The following is a 23,190-nucleotide window of genomic DNA, read 5'->3' on the forward strand; positions in this document are numbered from 1 at the left end:
GCAGAGCAGCAGGCGTGACCCCGTCGCCGCCGCGTCTGACCGAGGCCCTCACGGCGCTCCGCGACCAGGTGGCCGCCGCACCGCTGGCCCTGGCGACGGCGAGCCGCGACGAGGCCGTCCGGACCGCCCGGGGCGTCACCGACCAGATCGACGACTACCTGCTGCCCCGGTTGCGCGACCTGGACGCCCCGCTGCTCGTCGTCGTGGGCGGCTCCACCGGGGCCGGCAAGTCCACGCTGGTCAACAGCCTGGTCGGTGCGCCGGTCACCACCGCCGGCGTGCTGCGTCCCACCACCCGCGCCCCGGTGCTCGTCTGCGCCCGGGCCGACGCCGCGAGCTTCTCCGGTGACCGGGTGCTGCCCGGCCTGGCACGGGTCACCGGCGGGAGCGGTGGGCCCGGAACGCTGCAGCTGGTCCTCCGCGACGACGTGCCGGCGGGTCTGGCCGTGCTCGACGCGCCCGACGTCGACTCGGTGGTGACCGCCAACCGCGACCTCGCCGGCCAGCTGCTGGCCGCCGCCGACCTGTGGGTCTTCGTCACCACCGCCGCCCGCTACGCCGACGCGGTGCCGTGGGACCTCCTGCGCACCGCCGAGCAGCGGGGGACGGCGCTGGCCGTCGTGCTGGACCGGGTGCCACCGGAGGCCGCCGGCGAGGTCGCCGACGACCTCGCGGCGATGCTGCGGGGTGCCGGCCTCGCCGCCGCCCGGCTGTTCGCGATCGAGGAGCGGCCGCTGCAGGACGGCCGGCTGCCCGAGGAGCAGGTGGCGCCGCTGCGGAGCTGGTTGCACGGGCTGGCTGCCGACCAGGAGCAGCGCGCGGCCGTCGTCCGGCAGACCCTCGCCGGGGCGCTGGACAGCCTGCAGGAACGCACCGCGACCGTGGCCCTGGCCGTGGAGGAGCAGCTGGCCGCCGCCGGGGCGCTGCACGGCGCCGCCGCGGCGGCGTACGACGGGGCGCGCGACGGGATCGACCAGGGGGTCCGCAGCGGCAGCCTGCTGCGCGGCGAGGTGCTGGCCCGCTGGCAGGAGTTCGTCGGCACCGGGGAGTGGATGCGCACGCTGCAGAACCGCGTCGGCCGGGTGCGTGACCGCGTCGCCGCGGCGCTGACCGGGCGCCCGGCGCCGGCCGAGAGCCTGCAGGGCGCGCTGGAGAGCAGCGTCGAGCACCTGCTCCGCGCCGAGGCGGACCGGGCCGCGGAGCGGACGGTCACGGCGTGGCGTGCGCTCCCGGCCGGACCAGGGCTGCTGGGCGGCCGGGAGCAGGAGCTCGCCGCCGCGTCGCCCGACTTCCCGGAGGCCGCTGCGGCGCAGGTGCGCGACTGGCAGGGCGCGGTGCTGGACCTGGTGCGCGACGAAGGCGCCGACAAGCGCTCGCGGGCCCGGCTGCTGTCCTGGGGCGTCAGCGGGACCGGCGCGGTGGTGATGGTGGCGGTCTTCGCGCAGACCGGTGGGCTGCTCGGCGGGGAGGTCGCGGTCGCCGGCGGCACCACCGCGGTCGGCCAGCGGGTGCTGGAGGCGGTGTTCGGCGACGCCGCGGTGCGGTCGCTGGCCGAGCGGGCGCGGGCCGACCTGGAGGAGCGGGCCGAGGCGCTGCTGCGGTACGAGCAGGACCGTTTCGACGCGCTCCTGGACGCGGTGGCACCGGCGCCGCAGGCCGCCGACGACCTGCGGGTGGCCGCCGGTGCCCTCGTCGAGGCACGCCGGGCATGAGGGGTGCGGGAGGTGCGCTGGCCGACCGGCTGGCCGCGCTGCGCGAGGCCGTCGAGGTGGCCGACGGGCAGCTGGCGGTGCCGGAGGTGGCGCGGGCGAGGGCGGTGCTGGCCAAGGCCGGAGCGCGCGAGGCGCTCGGGGACGCCACCGTCGTCGCGCTGGCCGGGGCGACGGGCAGCGGCAAGTCCACCCTGTTCAACGCGCTGTCGGGGAGCGAGGTGAGCACGCCGGGGGTGCGTCGCCCCACGACCGGCGTCGCGCACGCCACCGTGTGGGGCACGGCCGATGACGGGGCCGACCGGTTGCTGGACTGGCTCGAGGTGCCGCGGCGGCACCGCCACGAGCCCGAGCCGGCGCTCGACGGGCTGGTCCTGCTGGACCTCCCCGACCACGACAGCGTGCGGCTGGAGCACCGGCTGGAGGTCGACCGGCTGGTGGAGCTGGTCGACGTCCTCGTCTGGGTGCTCGACCCGCAGAAGTACGCCGACGCCGCCGTGCACGAGCGGTACCTGGCGCCGCTGGCGGGCCACGCCGGCGTGCTGATGGTGGTGCTCAACCAGGTCGACAGGTTGGACGACGCCGCCGCCCGCGCCTGCCTGGCCGACCTGCGGGGCCTGCTGGACCGCGAGGGGCTTGCGGCGACCCCGCTGCTGGCGGTGTCCGGGCGCACGGGAGCCGGGCTGGCCGAGCTGCGCGGTGAGCTGGCCCGGCGGGTCCGCGCCCGCCGGGCGGCCGGCGAGCGGTTGCTCGCCGACGTGCGGGGCAGCGCCGCGGAGCTGGCGGCGCACTGCCCTCCCGCCCCGGCCGGCGGGTCGCGGTGGTGGGGGCGGGCCGGTGCCGCCGACGACCAGGCTCGGGAGCCGGCCGACGACCTCACCGACGCCCTCGCCGCGGCGGCCGGCGTCCCGACCGTGGTCGGCGCGGTGGAGCGGTCGACCCGGCGGGAGGGCACCGGGCGCACCGGCTGGCCGCCGGTCCGGTGGACGCGCCGGCTCCGCGCGGACCCGCTGGAGCGGCTGCACCTGGGCGACGAGCGCGCCCGCACGTCCCTCCCGCCGGCGGGTGCGGTGGAGCGGGCCCGCATGGCGACCGCCGTCCGGGAGGCGCGTGACGCCGTCGGGGAGGGCCTGGCGCCGGCCTGGCGCGACGAGCTGCGGCGCACCGCCGAGGTGTCCGAGGAGCGGCTGGCCGACGCCCTGGACCGGGCGGTGGGGGGTGCCGACCTGGGGCCCGACCGGGTGCCGCTCTGGCAGCGGGCGGCGGCCGGGCTGCAGTGGCTGCTGCTGGCGACCGCGCTGGTCGGGGCGCTGTGGCTGCTGGCGCTCGTCGTGCTCGGGTTCCTCCAGCTCGACGACGTCGTCCCGCTGCCCCGGGTCGAGGGCATCCCGCTGCCCACGCTGCTGCTGGTGGGTGGGCTGCTCGCCGGCCTGCTGCTCGCGCTGGTGTGCCGGCCGCTCGTGGCGATGCGGGCGCGCCGGCGGGGGCGGGCGGCCGACCGCCGGTTGCGCGCGGCCGTGCGCGCGGTGGCGGAGGAGGAGCTGCTGGCACCGATGACCGCGGTGCAGGCCGATGCCGCCCGCTTCTGCACGGCGGTGGCCAGGGCCCGGTGACGGGTGCGTTCCGCCGGTCAGTGGAGCAGTGGATCGGGTGGGGCGTCCTCGTCGAGCCAGGGTGGGTCGGGTTCGGGTTCGTGGCACCAGCCCGGTGGTCGGGTGGTCCGGGAGATACCGCTGGGGGTTCGCACGATCAGGCGTCCGTCGGCGAGTAGTTGGAAGCGCCAGCCGCGGGCGAAGGTTTTGATGCGGTGGTGCCGGCGGCACAGGCAGCAGAGGTTCCAGCAGTCGGTCGGGCCGCCGTCGGCGTGTGCGATGCCGTGGTCGATGTCGCAGCGGCCGGGGCGCCGTCGGCAGCCGGGCATGCGGCAGTGCCGGTCGCGGACGTGGAGGAAGCGGCGTTGCCCGGCGGTGGGGCCGTAGGTGGTGGTCGGTGCCGGTGGGCCGAGGCCCGGTCCGCTCCGGGGCTGTTGCCCGGTTGGGGTGGGTCGGCTGGTCGGGGCCTTGCCGCGCGTGCGGGAGGGGCGCTGGTGCCCGGCGGCGCGGCGGAGTTGACGGCGGGTGGCGACGGCGATGAGCCGGCCGTCGGCGGGGTTGCCGATGGCCACCTGCACGCATCCGCCGGTGGGTGCGGCGCCGATGCCGAGCAGGTCCAGTTCGCGCAGGATCTCCCGGCAGTGGGCGGCGGTGACGACCTCACCGGCGACCTCGGCGGCCGGCTGCGTGCCTCCCTCGCCGTCGGGGTCGTGCAGGGAGGGCAGTGGGGCGTGGATGGTCAGCTGGGCGGTGACCGGCGGCCGGGAGGTGTCCCAGGGCGGAGGATCAGGTCGGCGGCGACGGCGGCCCGGAGGACGCCGATGGGCCGGGAGTCGCCGTCGGCGCGCAGCAGCTGGGCGTACTGGTCGATGGCGTCGGCGCAGGCGGCGGCGAGGTGGACGGGCAGGTCGGCGACGAGCTGGCTCATCCCGTCGCCGGTGCGGCGGGTGGTGACGTCGGCCCGCTCGGCCGCTTCGGTGCGGCGTTTGTCGAGGGCGTCGGCGTCGAGGCGGGCCAGTGTCCGGCGTACCCGGGCGCGCAGCTGGGGGACGGTGAGCCGGCCGGCGTCGGGCAGGACGCGGCGTTCGACCTCGGCGATGACGGCCGGCTTGGCTGTGGCCAGCAGGTCGACCAGGGCCCGCATCTTCCGCACGTCGATGCGGCCGGCGTAGAGGGCGTCCCAGGTGCCGGTGAGCAGGGTGGTGAGCAGGATCGACTCGACGGCGAGGGCTTCGGCCTCTGCCTCGGTGCAGCCGCGGATCATCGCCAGCTCGGTCACGAACGTCTCGCTGACCAGGGCGAGCACCTCGGAGCGGTGGAGCCGGCTGTCGAGCCCCAGGCCGCCGAGCGGGCCGAAGTCGCGGTCGCCGTCGATGGAACGGCGGCGGGCGAGCGCGGTGATCGCTTCGGCGCGCTGGGCGGCGTACCGGGCTTCGCGGGCATCGGCGGCCCAGATGTCGGCGACCAGTTCCAGATCGCTCAGCCCGGGGGTGTCGGTGTCGGGCACCCAGGGGATCGGCACGCCCTCGTCCGGCGCGCGGGGAGGCTCACCGGGGAACACACCTGCACGGTAGAGCCGACCACCGACAGTCTCCGCAGGTCAGCCGGGTGGGTCGGACAGGGCGGTGGTGGCCCGGCCGGCTCCCTCAGTCCCGGTTGAGCCCGGGTGAGCGCTGTTCGGGCAGCCGGTCGCGCAGCCCCTCGACGGCCTCCCGTCCCGAGGGCAGCAGCGCCCAGACGTGCTTGCGGCCCGGCCGCTCCTCCCAGCCGTAGGCGGTGGAGAGCTGCGCGACGAGGTGCAGGCCCATCCCGCCCAGCGCCGGATCCCGGTCGACGGCCGGCACGGGCGGGCGGTCGGGTGCCTCGTCGCTGAGGTCGAGCAGCCAGCCGGCGGGGCCGGCGACGACCAGGGCCCGTACGTCCCCCCCGCCGTGCCGCAGCGCGTTGGACGCCAGCTCCTCGAACACCAGGAGCAGCCCGTCGCGGGCGTCCTCGGTCGAGGCGGCGGAGACCGACGGGTGGGCGATCCGCGCGCGCAGATCGGTGCGCACGCGGGACACCACGTGCATGGCCTCCAGCTGCCAGTGCCAGACATCACCGGGGACGGACGGGACGGGCGCGCTCGGCCACGCGTCGGGGGCCAGCTCGTCGGCCATCTCGTCCTCTCGCGTCTGCTCCGCGGGTACCCCGGGACCCGGCCCGGATCGCACCATCCTGACCGATGGGGACGCGGCGCGCGAAGGGGGGCGAACGGTGCGGGCCCCGCCAGGCAGACTGGGCCGGTGGACGACGTCCTGCGCGAGCTCGCCCGGGTGACCCTGGGCGGCCGGGAGCTGACCGAGGTGCTCACCGAGATCACCACGATCGCGGCCCGGGCCGTCCCGGGTGCGGACGCGGTGTCCACGACGCTGGTCCGCGGTGACAAGGCCTTCACGGCCGGCTACCGCGGCGACATGGCGCTGGCGGCCGACGAGCTGCAGTACGCCGAAGGCAGCGGTCCCTGCCTGGACGCCGGCCGTGGCGGCGTCGTCCTGCGGATCGACGACGTGCGTACCGAGGAGCGGTGGCCCGCCTACATGGCACGCGTGCGCGCGACCGGTGTCCGCAGCTCGCTGTCGGTGCCGTTGCCCTACCAGGGGTCGAGCATCGGCGCGCTGAACGTGTACTCGTCCCGGCCCGCGGCGTTCGCCCGCCCCGAGTCGCTGGCCGCCGCTCTCGGGGTGGCCGAGAGCATCGCGGTCGCGGTCGCCAACGCCGACGCGCACGCCCAGCTGACCGAGCAGGCCCGCAACATGCGGATCGCCATGGAGTCGCGCGCGGTCATCGAGCAGGCCAAGGGCGTGCTCATGGCCCAGCAGGGGATCGACGCCGATCGGGCCTTCGAGGTGCTGCGCCAGGCATCGCAGCGCTACAACCGCAAGCTGCGCGACATCGCCGTCGGCATCGTGGCGGGAACCCGGACGCCCCGCTGATCAGCCGTCCAGCCGCGCCAGCCGGGAGACCAGGAACTCCACGGCGGCGCCGCTGTCGACCGTCTCGGCCACCTCGACCGCGCTCGCCGCGCGCGAGACCGCCCGCCGGTCGACCAGGGTCTGCCCGCGGCCGGGGCCCGGCGTGGTGTCGACGACGACGTCGCGCCGCACCGTGCCCAGGGTGCCCGGCGCGATCGCCTCGGTGAGCGCGAGGGCGTCGTGGACCACGACGCCCGCGGTGCCGTAGGCGTCGCGGGCGTGGTCCACGTACTGCTGGAGGATCGCCGCCGCGCTGCGGCCGATCGGGCCGGCGGCGGCGAAGCGGGCGATGCCCTCCTCGGTGAGCACGGTGAGCAGCGTGACGTCCAGGCCGACCAGGACGGCGGGCACCGAGGAGGAGAGCACGACCTGCGCCGCCTCGGGATCGGACCAGACGTTGAACTCCGCGGCGGCGGTGACGTTTCCCCCGCGGGAGGCGGAGCCGCCCATGACGACGAGCCGCCCGATGCGCTCGGCGGCCTCCGGGTGGACGGCCAGCAGCAGCGCGATGTTGGTGAGCGGGCCGATCGCGGCCACCGTCACCGGCGTGCTCTCGGCCAGCAGCGTCTCGGCCAGGGCGACGACCGCGGGGCGGGGATCGACGGCCGCGGGGGAGGGCGCCAGCTCGACGCCGCCGAGCCCGGCGTCGCCGTGCACGTGCCCGGCCCGCTCCGGCTGCGGGTGGACCAACGAGGCCCGGGCGCCGGCGGCCACCGGCACGTCGGAGCGCCCGGCCAGGTGCAGCACCCGCAGGGCGTTCTCGGTGACCTGCGCGAGCTCCACGTTGCCGTGCACCGTGGTGACCAGCCGCAGGTCCACCTCGGGACTGGCCAGGGCCAGCAGGATGGCGAGGGCATCGTCGATGCCGGGGTCGGTGTCGATCACCAGCGGGATGCGGTCGGTCACCGCCGCATCCTCGCAAGCCGGTCCGCACGAGCCGGCCGCGGTCCGGCGGGTGCCCGACACGCCGGGCGTGCCGGAGCCGTCCGGAAGTGACCGACGGCCCGGATCGGCCCTGCCACGCTCGCGGAGCGCCGTCGAATCGACAAGGGCATGCGCCGGAAGAGGGGTCACCGACCGGCGCGCAGGGGTCGGGCAACGGTTCGGTCACGCGGCTCCGGGGAGTCGTCGGAGGAGCCGGCTCCCGGGCCCGCCGATCCCTACCTTTCTCCTTGTTCGCGGCACCTTCCCCTGCTGCGGACACGACTTCAGGAGGCGACATGAGCAGCAGCCGGCAGGCCCTCGGGCCGGCGGAGTCAGCCATGCGCGCCGACCGATCCCCCCGCGAGCCGGGCAGCACGCTGATGGGTCTCATCGACGTCCTGGACCGGGCGGAGCAGGTCCGTCCCCGCCAGCGCCCCCGGCCGGCCACGCACCGCGCGGCGGCCCGCCCCGCCCCGCTGCGGTCGGTCCAGCCGGCACCTGCCGCCCGTGCCGCGCACGTGCCCGCACCGCCGGTGTTCACCCCCCGGGTGATCGTGGTCCCCGAGCGGGTCCGCGAGCCCCTGGGCGGGGTCCGTGGGCTCACCCGCCGGATGGCGCTGTGGGGCGCCGGCGAGCAGGGCCAGAACCTGGCCTGGCGCACCCCGGCACCCCCCGCCCCGGTGCCCGGCCGGCGCCGGGCGGCGCTGCGCGGGTTCACCCGCCGGATGGCGCTGTGGGGCGCCGGCGAGCAGGGCCGGCACCTCGCCTGGGGCCGCCCCGCGTCCCGGGTGCTGCGCGATCTCGATCCCCCCGTGGTGCTGCGCGAGATGCCCAGCACCCCCTCCATCCAGCCCGTGGCGCCTTCCCCCGCCGCGGCGCTCCTTCCCGCGGGACCGGCGTCGTCGCCGGGGTCGCGAACCGGTACGGCCGCATCTGACGCGACCGCCCGTCCCACCGCCCACCCGAGTTCCACGGAACCCTCGGTACGGAGCCGGCCGCACGCAGGCCGGCGTCCACCGGGGGACTGGCCGTCCTCGGGTCGGTACGGGGCGCGGTCCACGCCGCCGTTCCTCCCGGTCCGCACCCCCGGCCCGGCGGGCCGCACCCCCCGGGTACCGGCACCGCGGTCCCCGCAGGGATCCGGTGGAGCCGGGGCGCGCGGCGATCCGGCCGGGTGCCCGGCCCGCGGGTCCCCGCCCCCGCCGCGACGAACCGGGCCCGCGAATGGCACCTTCCCCTCGCCGTTCACCGTGCGGGCACCCTCGGCGCACCCCCGCCCGGCGTCTCCCGCGCCCGGCTGACCCTGCAGCGCGACCACGGCATCCAGCCGCGGCACGCCGTCCACCGCTCTCCCGTCGAGCACGCCGGCCCCGGCCACCCCTCTTCCCCCGGGTGGTCGCGGATCGTCGACTCGGTCCTGCGAGCGCGTCCCCCCTCGGCCGACCTCGGCCGCACCTGGCCCACCCCCGACGGTGCCCTCCGGGCGCCCGCAGACCTCACCGTTCCACGGATCCGGCCTCGTCCCCCCGCCCGGCTGCTGCCCAGCACGCAGCGCGCGGACCCTCCAGGGAGGCACGGATCGCGGACGGCGGGGAACCGCGGACCCGGAACCGTCCGGCGCGGTGGACGACAGGCCCTGCCGGTGCCCGGCGGCGCGATCCCCCTCGCGACCAACCCCGGGTCTCCGACCGGCGGCGCCTGGCCGGCTGCGGCGTGGTGGGCCACCGGTCCACCGGCCGGCGGGGTGCTGACGCCGCCCGGGGCCGCGGTCCGACGTCCCGGCCAGGTGCTCCGGGACGGCGCGCCGGGCGACGTCGCGGAGCTCGTGGGCACGTGCCGGTGGACGGGCATCCCGTCCGCATCCTCCCGCCGACGGCGGGCGCCCGCCGGAGCGGGCCGGACCACCCAGCGGTCCGGCCCCCGCCCGGGCGCCCGCCCCGGCCGCCCCTCTTCCCGGTCCCCCCGCCGACGCATCCGCGCATCCGGCCGGCCGGTGTGACACGCTCTGCATCTCTCGCCGCGCACCGGAGCAGCCGTGCCGCCGGCCACCTGCGGACCGTCTGTGGAGGGAAACCCACGTGACCGCAGCCGAGCGCCCCGACGGGCCGGCCCCTCGGGGCGCCCCCGAACGCTCGGCGCCGGGCGTCACCGACCGCGCCGAGGCGGTGCGCCGGCTGGCCGGCGAGGCCCTCGGCAACCGCAACCTGCAGCGGCTCACCGACCTGGCCACCCGACTGCTGGACTGCGAGTCCGTCGACGTCTCCCTCATCGGCGAGGTGCAGACCGCGGTGGCCGGCACCGGCCTGCCACCCGGCGGCATCGGGGCCCGCCTGCCGCTGGCCTCCTCGCTGTGTGCCGTCGCCGCGACGGCCGACGGTCCCCTCGTCGTGCCGGACGCCGCCCGCGACGAGCGGGTGTCCGACCGCGACCCCGTCCGGTCCGGGCAGGTCGGCGCCTTCCTCGGCATCCCCCTCCGGGCCACGGGCGGCGACCCGATCGGTGCGCTGTGCGCGTACGAGCCCCGGCCACGGGCCTGGACCGAGCGGGACGTGACCCTGCTCCGTCAGCTCGCCGACTCGGTCAGCACCGAGCTCCAGCTCATGGCGCTCACGGCGGAGTACGAGGCGCACCGGCTGCGCTTCGAGCTGGCCATCGACGCCGCCGGCATCGGCAGCTTCGACTGGAACCTGGTGACGGGCCGGCTGCTGTGGGACGACCGGATGCTGGCGCTGTTCGGTTACGAGCGGGACGAGTTCGACGAGACCATCGACTCCTTCGTCGCGCGGGTGCACCCCGACGACCGGGAGCGGACGACCGACGCCCTGCAGACGGCCATCGAAGGGCGTGGCGACTACGAGGCCGAGCTCCGGGTCGTGCTGCCGACCGGGGTCACCCGCTGGGTGCGGGGGCGCGGTCGTGCGGTCTCCGACGACGGCGGGACCGCGGTGCGGCTGCTCGGCGCCGCCTACGACACGACGCCGCAGCGGCAGGAGGACGTCCGCCTCGCCCGCCTGCTGGAGGCCATGAAGGCCTCGTTCTTCTCCCTGGACCGGGAGTGGCGCTTCACGTACGTCAACGCCGAGGCCGAGCGGGTGCTGGGCGCCTCGCGCGAGGAGCTGATCGGGCAGGTCGTCTGGGACCGCTTCCCGGCGGCCGTGGGCAGCGACTTCGAACGGCACTACCGGGCGGCGGTGTCGACCGGTGAGGAGCAGCTGTTCGAGGCCTACTACCCGCCACCGCTGGACGCGTGGTTCGAGGCGCGTGCCTGGGCCACTCCCGACGGTCTCTCGGTGTCCTTCCTCGACGTGACCGAGCGCCGGGCGACCGAGGAGAAGGCCCGGCGCAGCGCCGCCCGGCTCGCGCTGGTCGCGCACGCCACGACGGCCGTGTCGGCGTCGCTGGACACCCGGCAGCGGGAGGAGGAGGCGCTGCAGCGGGTCGCCGAGCTGCTCGTGCCCGAGCTCGGCGACTGGGCGATCCTCAGCCTCGCTGACGAGGACGGCCGGATGCGGGACGTCGCCAGCTGGCACCGCGACCCGGAGTACCGGGACGTCGTCCGCCGCTACGCCGCGCTGCGGCTGGCCGCCCTGCCACCCGACGCCCCCATCATGCGGGCGCTCGCCTCCGGGCAGGTCCTGGTCGTCCCCGACGCCGGGGTGGCCGTGGGGGAGACCCTCCCGCCGGGCGACGTCAGCGACGCCTTCTGGCGCTTGGCGCCGCGGTCGGCGGTGACGATGGCGCTGGCCGCCCGTGGCCGGACGCTCGGGGCGCTCAGCGCCTACCGGTCCGCCGACCGCCCGCTGCCGGACGAGGAGGACGTCGCGACGGTGCGCGACGTCGCCGGACGGGTGGCGCTGGCGCTGGACAACGCCCGGCTCTACGGGCAGCAACGCCGGCTGGCCGAAGGTCTGCAGCGCAGCCTGCTCACCGCACCGCCGCAGCCCGACTCCGCCGAGATCGTGGCGCGCTACCACCCGGCGATGGCGGTGGCGGAGGTCGGTGGCGACTGGTATGACGCCTTCCAGCAGCCCTCGGACTCGACCGTGCTGGTCATCGGCGACGTCGTCGGGCACGACACCGAGGCGGCTGCGGCGATGGGGCAGCTGCGCGGCATGCTGCGCGGCATCGCCTACCGCGACATCGGCCCGGCGGAGGTGCTCGCCGACCTCGACGCCGCCATCCGCGGCCTGCACGTGGGCACGCTGGCCACCGCGGCGGTCGTGCGCGTCGAGCAGACGGACGAGGAACGTGCCGCCGGGGTGAGCCGGCTGCGCTGGTCCAACGCCGGCCACCCGGCGCCGCTGGTCCTGCGGCCGGACGGGCGGATCGAGGAGCTGGCGGGGGAACGGGCCGAGCTGATGCTCGGGGTCGACCCGGGGACGCGGCGCACGGAGACGGTGCTGACGGTGCCCCGCGGGACGACCGTGCTGCTCTACACCGACGGGCTGGTCGAGGGGCGCGACCTCTCGCTCGACGAGGGCACCGCGCGGCTGCGCGCGGCGCTGGCCGACCTCGGTGGCCGGCCGCTGCCGGAGCTGTGCGACGCCGTCCTCGATCGGCTGCGCCCGGCAGAGGCGCTGCAGGACGACGTCGCGCTGGTGGCGGTCCGGCTCCACCCCCAGGGCTGACGGGGGCTCAGCGGCGCAGCACCGCCCAGACGTGCTTGCGCCCCGCGGCGACGTACCAGCCGTGCGCGGCGGACAGTTCGGCGATCAGGTAGAGGCCCAGACCCCCCAGGCTCGGGTCGCGGCCGACGGCCGGTGCCGGCGGGCTGTGCGTCGCCTGGTCGGTCACCTCGACGAGGTAGTCGGCGCCGGTGGTGCGGAGAGCCGCCCGCACCTCACCGCCTCCGTGGCGCAGCGCGTTCGACGCCATCTCGTCCAGGGCCAGCACGAGTCGGTCGAGGAGGTCACCGATCCCCGGGCCGGTGACCCGGTGGCGGACCTGCGCGCGCACCCCCGGGAGCTCGGCGACGTCGTGCAGGTCCCAGACGAGGACGGGCTCGGCCGCAGGCGGGTACGCCGACGGCCAGATCGTGCCGGCCGCCTGCCCTGTCACGCCTGTGCTCTCCTCCGTCGAGGCCTGCTGCTGCCGCGTGCTGGCCTAACCGTCACCTATGAGCCGCTGCCCGGGGTGTCAAACCTGATGTCGTGTGGATCACACTGCCAGGCGACGAGCACCGGCGACCAGTATCCGGACCGGACGCCGGCGGCGACGGCGAGCACGGCGGGCAGCACGCCCCTGCTGTGAACGGGTGTGTTCAGTCGTGCCGCCGGACTAGCCGGGTCCCGGGCGGCTGACCGGGGGCATCGCCTCGAGGTACGCGGCCGCGCGCCCCGGGTCGCGCATCAGCGGGCCCATCACGGCGACCCCGTGCGCCCCTGCTGCCAGGAGCGAGGGCACGTGCGCGGGGAGCACGCCGCCCAGGGCGAGGACCGGCGGTGCCCCGGGGACGAGGAACGCGCGCAGGCCCTCGACCCCCAGGGCCGGGCCGTAGCCGGGTTTCGAGGCCGTCGGGAAGACCGGCGAGACGGTGACGTAGTCGCAGCCCTCGGCGCGAGCGGCCGCCACCTCGGCGGTGGAGTGGCACGACCGGCCGACGATCCGCGGGCGGTCGGCAGGAAACGGCTCGTCCGCCGCGAGGTGGATCCCTCCCGTCGCGCCGACGGCGCCGGCGCGCAGCAGGAGCCCACCCACCGAGCCGAGCACGGGCGCCAGCTCGGCGGCCAGCCGGTCGCGCTCGGGAGCCGGCAGGTCCTTCTCGCGGAGCACGACCGCGCGCGCTCCGGCCTCGACGGCCGCCGCGACCACGTCCACCAGCGGCCGGTCGCACTGCGTCCGGTCGGTGAGCACGAGCAGCCGCGGCGGCATCACAGCTCGGGCAGCCCCTGCATCGGCGTGGAGGCCTCGGCGTGCCAGCGCCGGGGGATGCGCCCGGCTCCCCGGGCGAGCCGGCCGGCCTCTACCCCGTGGCGCATCGCCAGGGCCATGCGCTCGGGTTCCCGGGCGCGGGTGACGGCGGAGGCGAGCAGGACGGCGTCGCAGCCCAGCTCCATCGCGAGCGTCGCGTCCGACGCCGTCCCGATGCCCGCGTCGAGCACCACCGGGACGTCGACCGCCTCGCGGAGGAGCGCGATGTTGTGCGGGTTGCGGATGCCCAGGCCGCTGCCGATCGGCGACCCCAGCGGCATGACCGCCGCGCACCCGATGTCGGCCAGCCGGCGCCCGAGGATCGGGTCGTCCGTGGTGTACGCCAGCACGGTGAACCCGTCGGCGACGAGCTCCTCGGCCGCCTCGAACAGCTCGATCGGGTCGGGCAGGAGCGTGTGCTCGTCGCCGATGACCTCCAGCTTCACCCAGGAGGTGTCGAACGCCTCGCGGGCCAGCCGGGCGGTCAGAACCGCTTCCCGAGCGGTCCTGCACCCGGCCGTGTTGGGCAGCAGGCGCACCCCGCACCGGTCCAGCACCTCGAGCATCGCCGCGCTGCTGGAGGCCTCCACCCGGCGCAGCGCCACCGTCACCAGTTCGGTGCCGGAGGCCACGACGGCCCGCTCCAGCGACTCGAGACTGGGGGCGCCGCCGGTGCCCAGCAGCAGCCGGGACGTGAACGTCTCCCCGCCGAGGAGGAACGGATCGGCCTGCTCCTCCCGCTCCAGGGCGGGGACCACCTCGTGCACGGTCATCGGGTCAACCTCCTGCGGTGGGGGCGAGGACTTCCAGGCTGTCCCCGGCGGAGAGCCGCGTCGACTCCCAGCCGCTCCGGGGGACGACGTCGCCGTTGCGCGCGACGGCGACCCTGCCGTGCCCGTTGGTGCGGGCTTCGACGAGCGCGGCGACGGTGCAGTCGTCGTCCACGTCGGTGGGCACGCCGTTGACGGTCACCTGCATGCGGATCACCTTCCGAACCTGTCTGCGGTGAAGGGGGCGGCGAGATCGGGCAGCTCGCCGGTCGCGAGGTGCTCGGCGACCACCTCGCCGGTCACCGGCGCCAGGAGGACGCCGTTGCGGTAGTGCCCGGTCGCCAGGACCACGCCCGGCACCCCCGATGGTCCCAGCAACGGCCCGTTGTCCGCCGTCGCGGGCCGCCACCGGGCGATGGTCTCGACCAGCTCCAGCTCGGAGACGCCGGGGACCACCTCGAGCGCGTCGTGCAGCAGGTCGTGCACGCCGCCGGCGGTGACCGCGGCGTCGAAGCCCCGGTCCTCGACGGTGGCGCCGACGATCAGCCCGTCCCCGGTCACGCCGTCGTCGTACGGCACCAGGTACACCTGCCGCCCGCGCACCAGCGCCCGCACGGTCCCCTCCAGCAGGCCGGCGGCCCCCCGCATGCGGAGGATCTGCCCCTTGACCGGCCGGACGGGCAGCGGGGGAACCCCGGTGAGCGCGCCGCTGCGCGCGCCGAGGGCCACCACGACGGCGTCGGCGGCCAGCTCCGTGCCGTCGGCCAGCCGCACCCCGGCCGCCCGGCCGTCCACGACCCGCACCTCCGCCACCCGGGAGGACACCAGCCGGACGCCGGCCGCCGCGGCGGCGGCCAGCAGCCCGGCGTGCAGGGCCCGGCCGTCCACCGAGTGGTCACCCGGCACGTGCAGGGCGCCCCGGACCCGCGGCGACAGGGAGGGCTCGCGGCGCCGGGCGGCCCGCGCGGTCAGCCGCTCGACGTCCAGCCCGAGCTCGCGCTGGAAGTCCAGCAGGGCGTCCAGCGCGCGCATGTCGTCCTCGTCGAAACCGACGACGACGGTGCCCTGGGTGCGCAGCCCCACCGGCACGCCACCGGCCCGCTCCACCTCCGCGACGAAGGCGGGATAGCGCTCCAGCGACGCGAGGCACAGCCGGAGCAGCGACTCCTCGCCGTAGGCGGCCTCGGTGACCGGTGCGAGCATGCCGGCCGCGGCCTGCGACGCACCGCCTCCGGGCGCGTCGTCCACCACGGTGACCGGCAGGCCCCGCTGGGCCGCCCGCCACGCCACCGACAGCCCGATCAGCCCACCACCGACGACGACGACGGTCACGGCCCGCCCGCCAGGGCCCGCAGCAGTTCCCGGGTGGCGGCGCCGGGGTCGGCCGCGGCCGAGACGGCGCCCACGACGGCCACCCCGGCGGCGCCGGCGGCGAGCAGGTCCGGGATCCGCTCGGCGGTCACCCCGCCGATGGCGATCACGGGGACCTCGACCGCCTCGGCCACCGCCCGCACGCCCGCCGGGCCGAGCGCCTCGGGCAGCCCGGTCTTGGTCGTGGTCGCATGGGCGGGCCCGACGCCGAGGTAGTCGGCGCCCTGGGCCACCAGGAGGCGGGCGCGCTCCGGGTCGCGGGCCGTGCCGCCCAGGAGGTGCCCCGGGCCGGCCAGCCGGCGGACGACGTCCAGCGGCAGGTCGTCGGCGCCCAGGTGCGTGCCGTGGGCGCCGACGGCCAGCGCGAGGTCGACGCGGTCGTTGACCAGGCAGGTCGCCCCCGCGCCCGCGCAGACCTCCACCACCCGGCGGGCGAAGTCGTAGCGCTCCCGGTCGGTCGCGTCCTTGGACCGCACCTGGACCACCGGGGCGCCGGCGGCGACGGCGGCGGTCACCGCATCGAGCGCCGCCCGGCCGACCCGGGCGTCGGTGAGGACGTGCAGGCCCCCGAGGGACGCGGTCACGCTGCCGCCCGGCGGTGCCGCAGGGCGCCCGGAAGGGCCACGGCCACGGTCAGCAACGCGGCCACGGCGAGGCTCACCAGCGAGGCCGACCAGCCGTTGGCCGGGTCGATGCCCACGTCGAGCTGGCGCTCGGTCCACCACGTCGTCCAGGCGGCGCCCGGACCGGCGAAGAAGGTCGGCAGCGTGAGCTGGTAGGCCACGAAGCCGGCCACCCAGGGGAGGAGGAGCAGCGGGCGGGCGCGCGCGGTGTCGGAGGTGTCCCACGCCCCCCGGGGCAGCAGGAAGTAGGCGACGACGAAGACCCCGATGAGCGGGACGAACACCGCGCCGATCAGGAAGAGGAACGGCTCGTAGGCGGCGAGGTCGAAGGCCAGGGCGAGGGTGGTCGCCACCACGCCGACCGCCACGGCCAGCACCCGGCGGTCGAGCCGCGCCACCACGTTCTGGGCCGACACCGCCGTCGAGTACACGTTGGCGAACGCCTCGTCGACCTCCACCACCAGCAGCACCAGGACGGCGACCAGACCCAGCGGGACGGCGAGCATCGCGTCGATGACGTCCAGCCCGCCGCGGCCGTAGGCGGCCAGCGCGATGACCCCGAGGCTGAACATGGCCACGGTGGCCAGGCCGTAGCCGGACGCCGTCCCCACGAACGCGGTCCGGCCGCTGCGGACGTGCCGGGTGTAGTCGGCCGCCAGCGGGAACCACGAGATCGGCAGGGCGATGACGATGTCGGCCGCCGTCCAGAAGGACGTCGCCCCGCCCTCGGTCACCGGCGGCAGCGGCTCGGACAGGACCTGGACGAAGAGGTAGGCGACCGCGATGACCGCCGCCCAGATGGCGTAGCGGGCGAGCACGCGGACCACGCCGAGCGGGCGCAGCGCCATCAGCGTGGCGATGGCGCCCGCGGCGAGCGCGAACGGCCAGCGCGGCGCGTCGAGGGCACGGGCGGCCGCCTCGGAGATGATCAGGATCTCGAAGGCGGCCCAGCCGACGCACTGCACCAGGTTGAAGCCGGTGGGCAGGAACGAGGTCCGGCGGCCCAGCAGGCCGCGGAGCAGCACCATCGCCGGCACGCCCTCGCGGGCGCCGGCGGCGGCGCCCAGCCCCAGCAGCACCGAGCCGATGACCGCGCCGACGACGACCGCCCCGAGCGTGTGCCACAGCGGCCGGTCGGCGAGGACCACGAAGGTGGCCGCCACGGGCAGCAGCAGGCTGATGCCCAGGCTGGCCCAGAGGCCGGCGGTCTCTCGCAGGCCGAGGGTCCGGGGCGGCGGCTCGGACAGGGTGAGGGGCGCATCCTCCCCGCGGGTGGCTGCGCCGACGGTTCCGAAACTGTTCATGATCGCTCCCTACGCCGGCATTACCCGGTCAGGTTCCAGCGGTCGGCGGCGCGGCAGCCGCCCTCTCAGCCCGGTCGATCCGAGCTCCCGCACCACGGCCTCGGCCGTGACACCGCCACCCTAGGGGGTCTCGTACAGTCGGCGCCCATGCCGGTCGACGAGCTGCCCGTCCGCCATGCCGACGCGTTCGCGGACGCCACCCGCCATCCCTTCCTCACCGCCGTGCGGGACGGGACGATCGCGCCATCGGCCTTCGACACCTGGCTGGTGCAGGACGCGCGGTTCGTCGCCGACCTCCTCCGCTTCCAGGCGCGGCTGCTGGCCCGGGCGCCCCGGCCGGCCCAGGAGGTGCTCGCCCGCGGAGCCCTGGCCCTGGTCGAGGAGCTGGACTGGTTCGAGGAGCGGGCGGCGGCCCGGGGGCTGGACCTGTCCGCGCCGGCGCTCCCGGCCACGGCCGCCTACGCGGAGCTGCTCGAGCGGCTCGACGGCGCCGACGTCCCGGCCGCGCTGACCGCGCTGTGGACCATCGAGCGCACCTACCTCGACGCCTGGTCGGCCGCGCTCCCGGGCGCGCCCGCCTACCGGGAGTTCGTCGAGCACTGGACGGCGCCGGAGTTCGGCGGTTACGTGGCGGGCCTCGCGGCGGCGGCGGACGCCGTCGGCGGAGGTGACGAGCGCGTGTTCCTGGAGGTCGTCGCGGCGGAGATCGCGTTCTGGGACATGGCGGTGGCGACGGCATGAGCCTGGCCCGCGAGCTCTGGACCGCCGAGGCCGACCGCGCCGCCGCGGCGCTGGCGCACCCCTTCGTGCAGGGGATCGCCGACGGCACGCTGCCGCGGGACCGGTTCGCCGGGTACGTGGCGCAGGACGCGTTCTTCCTGGAGGCGTTCGCCCGGGCCTACGGGCTGGGCGTCGCGCACAGCCCCGACCGCGCCTGCCTCGACGTCTTCGCCGACCTGCTGGCCGGGGTGCGCGAGGAGCTGGGGCTGCACGCGTCCTACGCGCAGCGCTGGGGCATCGACCTGACCACCGTCCGGCCGGTGCCGGCGACGTCGGCCTACACCGACTTCCTGCTGGCCACGGCCTCGCTGGGCGGCGTGGCGCTGACCTGCGCGGCGATGACCCCGTGCATGCGCCTGTACGCCCACCTCGGGCAGTCGCTGGCCGGCCGGGCGTCCGGACCGTACGAGGAGTGGGTGCGCACCTACGCCGACCCGGGCTTCGAGGAGCTCGCCGCCGCCCTCGAGCGGCTGCTCGACACCGTCGCGGTCGACACCCCGGCGCTGCGGGCCGCCTACTCGCGGGCGATGCAGCTGGAGATCGGTTTCTTCGACGCCGCCTGGCGCGGCGTCTGACCGGTACGGCCGGGTGCGCGGCCCGAGCGGGAGGTGCCTGCGGGTTCAGCCGAGCAGACCGACCAGCAGGTGGGCGTTGAGGCCGATGATCAGGACCGCGATGACGCTGCCGGCCACGGTGGTGGTCCGGCGGTTCACCCAGCCGCCCATCAGGTCGCGGCGGCTGGTGAGCCACAGCAGCGGAACCAGGGCGAACGGGATGCCGAAGGACAGCACCACCTGCGACCACACCAGCGCGGTCGTCGGGTCCCCGCCCAGCACGAGCACGGCCAGCGCCGGCGCCAGGGTGATCAGCCGGCGGGTGAGCACCGGGATGTGCCGCTTGAGGAACCCGGCCATGACCACCTGCCCCGCGTGCGTGCCGACCGACGAGGACGCGAAACCCGAGGCCAGCAGCGCGAGTGCGAAGGCGAGGGCGGCGCCGGTGCCGAGCTGGTCGCCGAGCCCGGCGTGCACGCCCTCGAGGCTGTCGACCCCGCTGTCGCGGGTGAACAGCTGCGCGGCGATGACGAGCATCGCGGCGTTGACCAGCCCGGCCAGGCCCATGGCGACGACGATGTCGATCCGCTGCGCCCGCAGCAGCCGGCGCCGCCCCTCCCGGCTCCGGCCGGCGGTGACGGCGTCGCCGTAGCGGCCGGGGGTGAGCGCGGAGTGCACGTAGATCACGTGCGGCATCACCGTGGCGCCCAGGATCCCGGTGGCCAGCACCACGCTCTCGGCGCCGTCGAAGGAGGGCACCATGCCCCCGGCGAGCCCGCCCGGGTCGACGCCGGAGCCGAGGAGGGTGTAGCCGAACCCGATGCCGATGACCAGCAACAGCCCGGCGATGACCCGCTCGAACGGGCGGTACCCGCGGGACTGCGCTGCCAGCAGGATGAAGGCGACGACGGCGGTGATGATGCCGCCGATCGGCAGCGGGACCCCGAAGAGCAGGTACAGCGCCACGGCGCCGCCGACGATCTCGGCCAGGTCGGTGGCGATCGCCACCGCCTCGGCCTGCAGCCACAGCCCCCGGGTGAGCGGCTTGGGCAGCGTCTCGCGGCACAGCGTGGCCAGGTCGCGGCCGGTGGCCAGCCCGAGCTTCGCGGTCAGCGACTGGATCAGCATCGCCATGAGGTTGGCCGCGACGATGACCCACAGCAGCGTGTACCCGAAGGCGGCGCCGCCGGAGAAGTTGGTGGCGAAGTTGCCGGGGTCGACGTAGGCGACGGCGGCGACGAAGGCCGGGCCGAGCATCGACCACAGCCGGCGGCGGCCCGGCTCGGCCCGATGGGGGCGGTGCGCGGGGGCGCGCAGCGTCGTCGGCAGGACGGCGGCCTCGGTCTTCGACAGGTACACGGCGGTCCTCGCAGGCGGTCTCCGGGCGGGTGGTCGCTCCCTCCCTGCCCGGTCCGCGTGTCACGCCGGGGCCGACCCGTGGCCCCCCGGGGCCAAGGTCAGGCTTGCCTGCCCCGCCCGCTCCGGTGGGCACGCTCGACCAGCGCATCGATGCGCGCGGCGTGCGCGCCGCGCCAGTACACCCGCCCGCACGCCGGGCACCGGGCGAACGCGTCGTAGGTGCGGCGGGTGCCGGGCTCCAGCTCCTCCGCCACCTCGTCCTTCGGCACCGGGTGGACGGCGGCCCCGCAGGCGGTGCAGCGGGTGAGCGGGGCCAGCGGCAGGGAGAAGCGGTCGAGCACGTCGTCGAGCTGCTCGCCGGGCCGGCTCCCGCGGACGAGCGCGCCCTGCGGCAGGGCGCGCCGCATGAGCAGCCCCCGGTCCTGCGTGAGCAGCACCCGGTCCTCGGCGGCCGCCCGGGCGACCAGCGCCGCGTCGTCGGCGTCGTTCGACCAGGCGGCGTCGGCCCCGAGCAGCCGCAGCCGCCGGGCGAGGGCGCCCAGCCCGACGTCGAGGAGGAACCCGCCGGGCGGGACGGCGACCGGCCGCGGCACCGGGTCCACGTCGAGCACGGTGCCGGGGGCGGTCCGGTCGGCGGGCGTCGCCGGTGCGCCGTCCGCCCGGATCGCCCCCACCTCGGTCAGCGGGATCCCCGCGGCCTGCACCAGGTGCCCGGCCGTCGCCTCGGGATCGTGCGTCAGGGGCCGTTCGCCGGCGGCCCGGTACCGGGCGGACAGCAGCCACCGCAGGTCCGGGGCCGGCCGCACGCGCACCGCCGCGTCCCCGGCCCCTCCCCGCGGGCGCGACCGGTCCACGGCCGGGGGCTACCCAGGGTCGACGGCGGCCGACACGCGCCAGGAGTGCGCCGTGCGGTTCCTGGGCAGGAGCGGGCAGTCCGCCGATGCGCCCGTGGAGGTCCCGTGCCCGAAGCAACCACCCGTCCCCTCGCCCTCGTGACCGGTGCCTCCAGCGGCATCGGGCTGGAGCTGGCCAAGCAGTTCGCCGAGCACGGCTTCGACCTCGTCGTCGTCGCCGAGGATCCGGAGCTGGACGCCGCGGCCCTCCAGCTGCGCCAGCGCGGCGCCGCCGTCTCGCCCATCCGGGCCGACCTCACCGTGCGCGCGGAGGTCGAGAAGGTCGTCGCGGCCGTGCGCGGGGCAGGCCGGCCGCTGGCCGCCGCCGCGCTGAACGCCGGCGTGGGGGTCGGGGGTCGCTTCGTCGAGACCGATCTGGAGGCCGAGATCGGGATGGTGGAGCTGAACTGCGTGTCGACGCTGCACCTCGCCAAGCGGGTGGTGCAGGACATGGTGGCCCAGGGGGAGGGGCGGATCCTGTTCACCTCCTCGGTCGTCTCGCAGGCGCCCGAGCCGTTCCAGGCCGTCTACTCCGCGACGAAGGCGTTCGTGCAGTTCCTCGCGCTGGGCATCCGCGAGGAGCTCACCGACACCGGCGTCACCGTCACGGCCCTGCTGCCCGGGCCCACCGACACCGAGTTCTTCGACCGCGGCGACCTCACCGACACCAAGCTGGGTGCCAGCGACAGCAAGGACGACCCGGCCCTGGTGGCCCGCCAGGGCTTCGAGGGCCTGATGAAGGGCGAGACGTCGGTGTTCGCCGGGTCGGTGACCAGCAAGCTGATGGGGAGGCTCTCGGCGCTCATGCCCGACGCGCTCGCCGGCAAGTCCCACAAGCCGATGACCCGGCCAGGGTCCGCCGAGTAGCCCGTGGCGGGGGCGGGCGGCCTCCGGCGCGCTGCCGGTCGACCGGGTCGGGCCAGGCCACGCGGTGCCCCGCCTGGCCGACGACCCGGTGCCGGCGATCAGCACCCGCAGCTGACCCCCGGCGCCGGGGCGGTGAGCGGGTCGGCGGGGCCGCGGTGCAGGCCGTCCGGGCGCACCACGGGCAGGCCCTCCCGGGCCCAGTACTCGAACCCGCCGATCATCTCGCGCACCCGGTGGCCGAGCAGGGCGAGGCGGAGGGCGGCACGGGTGGCGCCGTTGCAGCCCGGACCCCAGCAGTAGGTGACGACCGGGACCGCGGGGTCCAGCTCCGCGGCCGCCCGGTCGGGGATCTCGGCGCCCGGCAGGTGCACGGCGCCGGGCACGTGCCCCTGCTCCCACGCCTGCGTGCTGCGGCTGTCGAGCAGGACGAACCCCGGCGCCCCCGACTCGAGTGCGGCGTGCACGTCGCTGACGTCGGTCTCCACGGCCAGCCGCCGGGCGAAGTGAGCGGCAGCCACGGCCGGTTCGGTGCTCCAGTCCATCACCGGGCCGACGCTAGGGGTGCCACCCGCCGCCGACGAGGCCCGCTCCTGCCGACCTTCGCAGCGGATCTGCCGTCCTCAGAGCGGCACGGCGAGCCCCTCCGGCGCCGGCCGGGCCAGCGCCGCCGCGACGTCGGGCCGCATCGGCGCCAGCCCCGCCCCGGCCAGGACGACGTCGCGCACGAACGTGTGCCAGCGGTGCGCCGAGCGCAGCATGCTGTGGCCGCCGGTGATGGTGAACCGCGCCACCCGCGCGCCCGCACGCTGGGCCCGGACCGCGAAATCGGCGGAGAGTTGCGCAGGCACCCACCGGTCGCCCCGGCCGTGCAGGATCGCGACGGTGCGGTCGCGCAGGTGGGCGACCGGCTCGCCGGGAGGCGTCCAGGGCGCGAGGGCGCAGACGGCGGCGACCTCGTCGTGCCCGCCCGCGCGCAGCACCGCCCGGCCACCCATCGAGTGCCCGACCAGCACGACCGGCAGATCCCCGTGCTCGGCGCGGATCCGGTCCAGCGCCCAGCGCACGTCGGCGTAGGCGTCGGCGGCGGCCCCGTTCCAGCCCGCCACCCGGTAGCGGAGCAGGCAGGTGGTGAGCCCCTGCCCGGCGGCGGCACCGGAGACGAACTGCTCGATCGCGCGCATGCGCACCAGCGAGAGCGCCCGCTCCTTGGGTGGCTCCACGCTGGCCACCGTTCCGCCGTGGCAGAACAGCGCGACCGCGCGGGGCCCGGTGGTCGCCGGACGGGTCTCCAGGACCGGTCCGGTCACGCCCGGCGGGATCGGCGGGACCGGCGGCCGCCGCCCAGGCTCGCCCGGGCGCGGTCGCCGAGGTCACCGGCCTTGAGCAGGGCGTTGCTGACCGTGGACGGGCCGCGACGCTGCTCCAGCGCCCGCCCGAGCCGGCGCAGCACGCCGGTGGCCAGGGGGACGACGACGGTCAGGATCAGCCACATGCGCAGCCGGCGGGTGAAGAAGAGCCACATG

General features: G+C 76.8%; 24 protein-coding genes and 1 riboswitch. Of the genes, 8 read left to right on the forward strand and 16 right to left on the reverse strand.

Annotated elements, in window-relative coordinates; all coding sequences use genetic code 11:
* Positions 1–14 precede the first annotated feature (14 nt).
* Together ACI79S_RS01605 and ACI79S_RS01610 are read left to right on the forward strand one after the other, a co-directional pair.
* The gene (locus ACI79S_RS01605; protein ID WP_456591687.1) at positions 15–1,712 is read left to right on the forward strand and encodes an ABC transporter; all 1,698 of its coding nucleotides are present in this window, start codon (positions 15–17) and stop codon (positions 1,710–1,712) included.
* Positions 1,709–3,322, forward strand: a complete 1,614-nt coding sequence (locus ACI79S_RS01610; RefSeq protein WP_456591688.1) for a GTPase — start codon at positions 1,709–1,711, stop codon at positions 3,320–3,322. Before ACI79S_RS01605 ends, ACI79S_RS01610 begins: the two co-directional genes overlap by 4 nt.
* Positions 3,323–3,339: 17 nt before the next feature.
* On the opposite strand, the gene ACI79S_RS01615 is transcribed toward ACI79S_RS01610, so the two are convergent.
* The 3 genes from ACI79S_RS01615 to ACI79S_RS01625 all read right to left on the reverse strand — a co-directional run bounded on the left by ACI79S_RS01615 (position 3,340) and on the right by ACI79S_RS01625 (position 5,457).
* Positions 3,340–3,879, reverse strand: a complete 540-nt coding sequence (locus tag ACI79S_RS01615; RefSeq protein WP_456591689.1) for an HNH endonuclease signature motif containing protein — start codon at positions 3,877–3,879, stop codon at positions 3,340–3,342.
* 161 nt (positions 3,880–4,040) lie between these two features.
* Positions 4,041–4,862, reverse strand: a complete 822-nt coding sequence (locus ACI79S_RS01620; RefSeq protein WP_456591690.1) for a DUF222 domain-containing protein — start codon at positions 4,860–4,862, stop codon at positions 4,041–4,043.
* A gap of 85 nt (positions 4,863–4,947) precedes the next feature.
* Positions 4,948–5,457, reverse strand: a complete 510-nt coding sequence (locus ACI79S_RS01625; RefSeq protein ID WP_456591691.1) for an ATP-binding protein — start codon at positions 5,455–5,457, stop codon at positions 4,948–4,950.
* A gap of 126 nt (positions 5,458–5,583) precedes the next feature.
* Between ACI79S_RS01625 and ACI79S_RS01630 the strand changes: the two genes are divergently transcribed.
* Positions 5,584–6,273, forward strand: coding sequence for an ANTAR domain-containing protein (locus ACI79S_RS01630; protein ID WP_456591692.1), 690 nt, complete (start codon positions 5,584–5,586; stop codon positions 6,271–6,273).
* Here ACI79S_RS01630 and ACI79S_RS01635 read toward each other — a convergent pair whose 3' ends face one another.
* Positions 6,274–7,218, reverse strand: coding sequence for a nucleoside hydrolase (locus ACI79S_RS01635; RefSeq protein WP_456591693.1), 945 nt, complete (start codon positions 7,216–7,218; stop codon positions 6,274–6,276). It lies immediately after the preceding gene.
* Positions 7,219–7,532: 314 nt separating this feature from the next.
* On the opposite strand from ACI79S_RS01635, the gene ACI79S_RS01640 reads away from it, so the two are divergent.
* Both ACI79S_RS01640 and ACI79S_RS01645 read left to right on the forward strand, forming a co-directional pair.
* Positions 7,533–8,537, forward strand: coding sequence for a hypothetical protein (locus tag ACI79S_RS01640; RefSeq protein ID WP_456591694.1), 1,005 nt, complete (start codon positions 7,533–7,535; stop codon positions 8,535–8,537).
* 777 nt (positions 8,538–9,314) lie between these two features.
* Positions 9,315–11,864, forward strand: a complete 2,550-nt coding sequence (locus tag ACI79S_RS01645; RefSeq protein WP_456591695.1) for a SpoIIE family protein phosphatase — start codon at positions 9,315–9,317, stop codon at positions 11,862–11,864.
* A 7-nt stretch (positions 11,865–11,871) separates the two neighbouring features.
* On the opposite strand, the gene ACI79S_RS01650 is transcribed toward ACI79S_RS01645, so the two are convergent.
* The 7 genes from ACI79S_RS01650 to ACI79S_RS01680 form a co-directional block, all read right to left on the reverse strand.
* Complete coding sequence (locus ACI79S_RS01650) at positions 11,872–12,294, reverse strand: ATP-binding protein (RefSeq protein WP_456591696.1); 423 nt, start codon at positions 12,292–12,294, stop codon at positions 11,872–11,874.
* A 219-nt stretch (positions 12,295–12,513) separates the two neighbouring features.
* Positions 12,514–13,107 carry a thiamine phosphate synthase gene (locus ACI79S_RS01655; protein ID WP_456591697.1) on the reverse strand — a complete coding sequence of 198 codons (594 nt, stop codon included), beginning with the start codon at positions 13,105–13,107 and terminating at the stop codon, positions 12,514–12,516.
* On the reverse strand, positions 13,107–13,919 hold the full coding sequence (locus tag ACI79S_RS01660; protein WP_456591698.1) for a thiazole synthase: 813 nt from the start codon (positions 13,917–13,919) through the stop codon (positions 13,107–13,109). Before ACI79S_RS01660 ends, ACI79S_RS01655 begins: the two co-directional genes overlap by 1 nt.
* A gap of 4 nt (positions 13,920–13,923) precedes the next feature.
* Complete coding sequence (thiS, locus tag ACI79S_RS01665) at positions 13,924–14,124, reverse strand: sulfur carrier protein ThiS (protein WP_456591699.1); 201 nt, start codon at positions 14,122–14,124, stop codon at positions 13,924–13,926.
* A gap of 5 nt (positions 14,125–14,129) precedes the next feature.
* Positions 14,130–15,248: a glycine oxidase ThiO gene (gene thiO, locus ACI79S_RS01670; RefSeq protein WP_456591700.1), complete on the reverse strand. Its 1,119-nt coding sequence runs from the start codon at positions 15,246–15,248 to the stop codon at positions 14,130–14,132.
* Positions 15,245–15,871, reverse strand: a complete 627-nt coding sequence (gene thiE, locus ACI79S_RS01675) for a thiamine phosphate synthase (protein WP_456591701.1) — start codon at positions 15,869–15,871, stop codon at positions 15,245–15,247. Before thiE ends, thiO begins: the two co-directional genes overlap by 4 nt.
* The gene (locus ACI79S_RS01680; RefSeq protein WP_456591702.1) at positions 15,868–17,214 is read right to left on the reverse strand and encodes a purine-cytosine permease family protein; all 1,347 of its coding nucleotides are present in this window, start codon (positions 17,212–17,214) and stop codon (positions 15,868–15,870) included. The genes thiE and ACI79S_RS01680 overlap by 4 nt, the downstream gene beginning before the upstream one ends.
* Positions 17,204–17,315: riboswitch (TPP riboswitch) on the reverse strand. It overlaps the preceding gene by 11 nt.
* Before the next feature lie 46 nt (positions 17,316–17,361).
* Here ACI79S_RS01680 and ACI79S_RS01685 point away from each other — a divergent pair.
* Together ACI79S_RS01685 and ACI79S_RS01690 are read left to right on the forward strand one after the other, a co-directional pair.
* On the forward strand, positions 17,362–17,955 hold the full coding sequence (locus tag ACI79S_RS01685; protein ID WP_456591703.1) for a thiaminase II/PqqC family protein: 594 nt from the start codon (positions 17,362–17,364) through the stop codon (positions 17,953–17,955).
* Positions 17,952–18,569: a TenA family protein gene (locus tag ACI79S_RS01690; RefSeq protein WP_456591704.1), complete on the forward strand. Its 618-nt coding sequence runs from the start codon at positions 17,952–17,954 to the stop codon at positions 18,567–18,569. Before ACI79S_RS01685 ends, ACI79S_RS01690 begins: the two co-directional genes overlap by 4 nt.
* A 45-nt stretch (positions 18,570–18,614) precedes the next feature.
* On the opposite strand, the gene ACI79S_RS01695 is transcribed toward ACI79S_RS01690, so the two are convergent.
* Positions 18,615–19,907 carry an Nramp family divalent metal transporter gene (locus ACI79S_RS01695; protein WP_456591705.1) on the reverse strand — a complete coding sequence of 431 codons (1,293 nt, stop codon included), beginning with the start codon at positions 19,905–19,907 and terminating at the stop codon, positions 18,615–18,617.
* Positions 19,908–20,005: 98 nt separating this feature from the next.
* Entirely contained in the window at positions 20,006–20,719 is a 714-nt protein-coding gene (locus tag ACI79S_RS01700) for a Mut7-C RNAse domain-containing protein (protein ID WP_456591706.1), read from the reverse strand.
* Positions 20,720–20,866: 147 nt separating this feature from the next.
* Between ACI79S_RS01700 and ACI79S_RS01705 the strand changes: the two genes are divergently transcribed.
* Complete coding sequence (locus tag ACI79S_RS01705) at positions 20,867–21,667, forward strand: SDR family NAD(P)-dependent oxidoreductase (RefSeq protein WP_456591707.1); 801 nt, start codon at positions 20,867–20,869, stop codon at positions 21,665–21,667.
* 98 nt (positions 21,668–21,765) lie between these two features.
* Here the strand turns inward: ACI79S_RS01705 and ACI79S_RS01710 are convergent, their stop codons facing one another.
* From ACI79S_RS01710 to ACI79S_RS01720, 3 genes are all read right to left on the reverse strand, one after another.
* Complete coding sequence (locus ACI79S_RS01710; RefSeq protein WP_456591719.1) at positions 21,766–22,209, reverse strand: rhodanese-like domain-containing protein; 444 nt, start codon at positions 22,207–22,209, stop codon at positions 21,766–21,768.
* A gap of 78 nt (positions 22,210–22,287) precedes the next feature.
* Positions 22,288–22,974, reverse strand: coding sequence for an alpha/beta hydrolase (locus ACI79S_RS01715; RefSeq protein ID WP_456591708.1), 687 nt, complete (start codon positions 22,972–22,974; stop codon positions 22,288–22,290).
* On the reverse strand, positions 22,971–23,189 hold the full coding sequence (locus ACI79S_RS01720; protein ID WP_456569153.1) for a hypothetical protein: 219 nt from the start codon (positions 23,187–23,189) through the stop codon (positions 22,971–22,973). The genes ACI79S_RS01715 and ACI79S_RS01720 overlap by 4 nt, the downstream gene beginning before the upstream one ends.
* Between the last annotated feature and the right edge of the window lies 1 nt (position 23,190).

Source organism: Blastococcus sp. SYSU DS1024 (assembly GCF_054050795.1).

What these genes read in the sequence shown, in the direction of transcription:
- ACI79S_RS01610 (WP_456591688.1), top strand. Translation starts at nt 1,709, where the DNA reads ATGAGGGGTGCGGGAGGTGCGCTGGCCGACCGGCTGGCCGCGCTGCGC.
- ACI79S_RS01625 (WP_456591691.1), bottom strand. Translation starts at nt 5,457, where the DNA reads ATGGCCGACGAGCTGGCCCCCGACGCGTGGCCGAGCGCGCCCGTCCCG.
- ACI79S_RS01640 (WP_456591694.1), top strand. Translation starts at nt 7,533, where the DNA reads ATGAGCAGCAGCCGGCAGGCCCTCGGGCCGGCGGAGTCAGCCATGCGC.
- ACI79S_RS01655 (WP_456591697.1), bottom strand. Translation starts at nt 13,107, where the DNA reads ATGCCGCCGCGGCTGCTCGTGCTCACCGACCGGACGCAGTGCGACCGG.
- ACI79S_RS01660 (WP_456591698.1), bottom strand. Translation starts at nt 13,919, where the DNA reads ATGACCGTGCACGAGGTGGTCCCCGCCCTGGAGCGGGAGGAGCAGGCC.
- thiS (WP_456591699.1), bottom strand. Translation starts at nt 14,124, where the DNA reads ATGCAGGTGACCGTCAACGGCGTGCCCACCGACGTGGACGACGACTGC.
- ACI79S_RS01680 (WP_456591702.1), bottom strand. Translation starts at nt 17,214, where the DNA reads ATGAACAGTTTCGGAACCGTCGGCGCAGCCACCCGCGGGGAGGATGCG.
- ACI79S_RS01685 (WP_456591703.1), top strand. Translation starts at nt 17,362, where the DNA reads ATGCCGGTCGACGAGCTGCCCGTCCGCCATGCCGACGCGTTCGCGGAC.
- ACI79S_RS01690 (WP_456591704.1), top strand. Translation starts at nt 17,952, where the DNA reads ATGAGCCTGGCCCGCGAGCTCTGGACCGCCGAGGCCGACCGCGCCGCC.
- ACI79S_RS01710 (WP_456591719.1), bottom strand. Translation starts at nt 22,209, where the DNA reads ATGGACTGGAGCACCGAACCGGCCGTGGCTGCCGCTCACTTCGCCCGG.
- ACI79S_RS01720 (WP_456569153.1), bottom strand. Translation starts at nt 23,189, where the DNA reads ATGTGGCTCTTCTTCACCCGCCGGCTGCGCATGTGGCTGATCCTGACC.